This is a genomic window from Stenotrophomonas sp., assembly GCF_036662295.1.
GTDB lineage: Bacteria > Pseudomonadota > Gammaproteobacteria > Xanthomonadales > Xanthomonadaceae > Stenotrophomonas.
In genome coordinates, this window is the sequence record NZ_JAVWXA010000184.1 from 1 (window position 1) to 3,769 (window position 3,769).

The following is a 3,769-nucleotide window of genomic DNA, read 5'->3' on the forward strand; positions in this document are numbered from 1 at the left end:
GCCAGCGGCTGGGCCGGGCCGCGGAGCGGGACTTGCGGCGTGTCCCGCCAACCCACCCGCACCGCCCCAGCGCGTCACAACCCACACAGCCGCTGTTGACGTACAGCTTCTAAGAAAACCAAAAACTCAACTCTCACCATTCTTCCGCGCACTACGCTGCCGATCGATCCGGAAGATGTAGCGCTGGATGGCACTGTCGCCCCCGCGCGGCAACGTATCGAAGCGCATCCCGACCCGCTTGAGCTCAACCCCGTTCGGCAGCTTCACCGCCAGCTGGTTGCAGATGATCAGCGACACCTGCAGCGGACCGGTATCGGGCATGTCCAGACGCGCGTCGTAACGCTTCTGCAGCGAGAACACGTTGCAGTCCGGCGGCACCGTCACCGCCAGCCCGCCGCCGCTGATATCCACCACGCGCAGGTTCAACGCCTCGCTGCGGTCCTCGTTGACCGGGAACTGCAGGTGCGGTGAATCGGTGATCGGCGTCTCCAGCCGGTACAGCTCGCGCCGCTGCAGGTGCACCAGTTCGCTCGGGAAGGCGACCTGGAAGGCCACGTGGCCGGTGCCGCCGGTTCGCTCCAGGTGGTCCAGCCGGAACCGGACCATCACCTTGTCCAGCTGCGCAAAGCACAGCAGGTGCCCGGCTTCCTCGGCCGCCCGGTTGGCCGGCTCGGACGGGCTGCCGTCCAGCAGCAGCATGTCCTCGTCCTCGTCCAGCTCCAGGATCGCCGTCGGGAACGACTGGTCGCGGCCGCCCAGGTGCGCGTTGATCAGCGACCGCTGATCGATCAGCGCCTGCAGCAGCTGGCGGATCTGCCGCGGGTTGCGGACCAGGTAACGGTCATCCGTGCCGTCGTCGTGCGCGGCATGGGTTCCGTCGTGTGCGTCAAGGCTGCCTTCGGACATGGACTCTTGCTGGGTTGGGCGGGCGCCGCCGGCGCATTTCGCCAGGGCTCTGTCCGTTTATCGGCAGCAGTTCACGTTTATGTAGGGGGAATTGTGGTGGTGCTCAAACGCAGACACCCCGCCGAAGCGGGGTGTCTGGTCACGATCGGGGCGCGACGATCAGAACTCCTCCCAATCCCCGTCGTTGGCCAGCACCGGCTCGCGCACGGCGGCGCGGCGCACCGGGGCCGCCGCCGGCGTCGGACGACCGCGGCTGGCCGACGCCGCCGGGGCGCGTGCCGAGGCCAGCGCCGGGCCTGCGGACGGGGCCGGCGCGTTGTCCAGCTTGAACAACGACACCGCATCGGTCAGGTGGCCAGCCTGCTCTTCCATCGAGCGCGCGGCCGCGGTCGCTTCTTCCACCAGCGCGGCGTTCTGCTGGGTGGTCTCGTCCATCTGGGTGATGGTCTGGTTGACCTGCTCGATGCCCGCCGACTGTTCCTGGGAGGCCGCCGAGATCTCGGCCATGATGTCGGTCACCCGCTGCACCGAGGCCACGATCTCGCCCATGGTCTGGCCGGCCTGGTTCACCAGCGCCGAGCCTTCGGCGACCTTGCCGACCGACTCGTCGATCAGGCCCTTGATCTCCTTGGCCGCACTCGCCGAGCGCTGGGCCAGGGTGCGCACTTCGGAGGCCACCACCGCAAAACCACGGCCCTGCTCACCGGCACGCGCCGCTTCCACGGCGGCGTTCAGCGCCAGGATGTTGGTCTGGAAGGCGATGCCGTCGATGACGGTGATGATGTCGGCGATGCGGCGCGAGGAGGCGTCGATCTCGTGCATGGTGCTGACCACGCGGCCGACCACGTCGCCACCCTGGCTGGCCACGCCGTGCGCGCCGATCGCCAGCTGGTTGGCCTGGCGGGCGTGTTCGGCGTTCTGGCGCACGGTGGAGGTGAGTTCCTCCATCGAGGCGGCGGTTTCTTCCAGGTTGGCGGCCTGCTGCTCGGTGCGGCGCGACAGGTCGTTGTTGCCCGAGGCGATTTCACCGGCGGCGGTGCTGATGCTGGCCGAGGCGTGCTGGATGCGGCCCACGATCTGGGTCAGCTGGGCCACGGTGGTGTTGGCATCGTCGCGCATGCTGGCGAACACGCCGTGGAACTGGCCCTGCATGCGCGCGGTGAGGTCGCCGTTGGCGATGGCCTGCAGCAGGTGCGACAGCTGGCTCAGGTTGCCGTCGGCCACTTCCATCATGGTGTTGAGGTGCTCGATCATCACCCGGAAGTCGTGATCGAAGCGCATCGCATCGCCGCGCTGGCTGAAGTCGCCGGCGGCAGCGGCCTGGGCCAGGGTCTGGATCTGGGTGTTGATCGCCAGCAGGCTGGCCTTGGCCGCGTCCATCGATTCGTGCAGGATCGCGCGGCTGCCGGGCAGGCGGCGGGCGTTCTGTGACAGGTCGCCGGCCGCGTACTGGTTGAGCACGGTGATGGCGTCCTTGATCGCATCCAGGTGGTCGAACACCACCGTGTTGGTGCCCACGGCCAGTTCGCCGTAGACGCCGGGGAAGTCGACCGGCATGCGGTGGGAGATGTCCGGGCCGGCGTGCATGGCCGCCATCTGCCGGGTTTCATCGGAGTAGCGGCGCAGCATCGTGGTCATCTCGCCGGTGGCGGCCAGCATCTGGCCCACTTCGTCGGCGCTGCTGGCGCGGGTGGTGACGCCCAGGTCGCCACGGGCGACCGACTTGATGGCGTGCACGGCCTGGGACAGCGGGCGGGTGATGACTCGCGAGATCACGAATGCCAGGGCGGCGGCGACCAGCGACAGCAGCACCATGCACACCACGATGGCGACCACGCTGGTGTGGTGGGTGGCGTTGGCGGCGGCCAGCTTGGTGGCCATCAGCGTGTTGCTGAAGGCGCCCAGTGCCTTCAGGTCTTCAAACAGCTGGCGGCGCGCCGGGCGCGACTTGTCGTCGGACACCTGGCGGCCCAGCACGCCGTCACCGGCGGCCACGGCCGCGCGCAGTTCGGCGTTGGCCTTGAAGTAGGTGTCCACGTCGGCGGAGACCTTCTGGTACAGCGCCTTTTCCTTGTCGCCGGCCGGCAGCGCGGCGTAGGCGGCCAGTTCGTCGCGGACCACCTTGGCGGTGGCGTCCATGCGCTTTTCGTAATCGGCGACCTTTTCCGGCTGGTCCAGCATGCTCAGCTGCGCCAGTTCGAAGGTACGGAACTCACCCAGCTGGGAGCGCACTTCGCCCAGGTGCTGGATGGAGGGGATGTCGTTGCCGGCCATCGCCCCCAACTGCGCGTTGGCGCCGTTCAGGCGGACCAGGGCGAACACGCCCAGGACGACGGTCATCAGCGTGGTGAGGGTGAACCCCACCGCCAGCTTGCGGGCGATGGGCAGGTCGTGGAACCACTTCATGGTGTGAACTCCGGGCAGGGCGGTGGCGCACAGCCGTGGGGTGCTGGGCGAAAGGTCGTAGCGAAGGCGGATGGGGCGCGAAGCACGTGACGATGGCGTCATCGCTCTCCCGGAATAACGGCGCTGCGCTGCCGCAACTTGAGTGCTGGATGTCACTTTTTTTGGGGAATCGATAAAGACGTGGTCGCGGTGCGTTGGTTGCAATAGCAAGCAACCATGGGCCTTTCGTTTGATACCAAGGTACGGCGCGTCAGTACGGCCGCGTACAGGCCGGGTTTGATGTCACAGTTTGAAACGCCAAGGAAAGCCTGCCCCGGTAGTGCCGGCCGCTGGCCGGCAGCACGCAACACCCAAACAAGCGCGTGGTCGGCCCGCCAGGCATTACCGAGGAGCCGGCCAGCGGCCGGCACCCGAGGGGGATAAAGCCCCGGGCCCCGCGCTCGGGCCCGCGGGGGGT

General features: G+C 68.0%; 2 protein-coding genes. Both read right to left on the reverse strand.

Annotation, left to right across the window (positions count from 1 at the left end):
• Positions 1-126 precede the first annotated feature (126 nt).
• Entirely contained in the window at positions 127-906 is a 780-nt protein-coding gene (locus RSA25_RS19220) for a flagellar brake protein (RefSeq protein ID WP_332810426.1), read from the reverse strand.
• A 159-nt stretch (positions 907-1,065) separates the two neighbouring features.
• Complete coding sequence (locus RSA25_RS19225; protein WP_332810427.1) at positions 1,066-3,312, reverse strand: methyl-accepting chemotaxis protein; 2,247 nt, start codon at positions 3,310-3,312, stop codon at positions 1,066-1,068.
• Between the last annotated feature and the right edge of the window lie 457 nt (positions 3,313-3,769).

What these genes read in the sequence shown, in the direction of transcription:
- RSA25_RS19220 (WP_332810426.1), bottom strand. Translation starts at nt 906, where the DNA reads ATGTCCGAAGGCAGCCTTGACGCACACGACGGAACCCATGCCGCGCAC.
- RSA25_RS19225 (WP_332810427.1), bottom strand. Translation starts at nt 3,312, where the DNA reads ATGAAGTGGTTCCACGACCTGCCCATCGCCCGCAAGCTGGCGGTGGGG.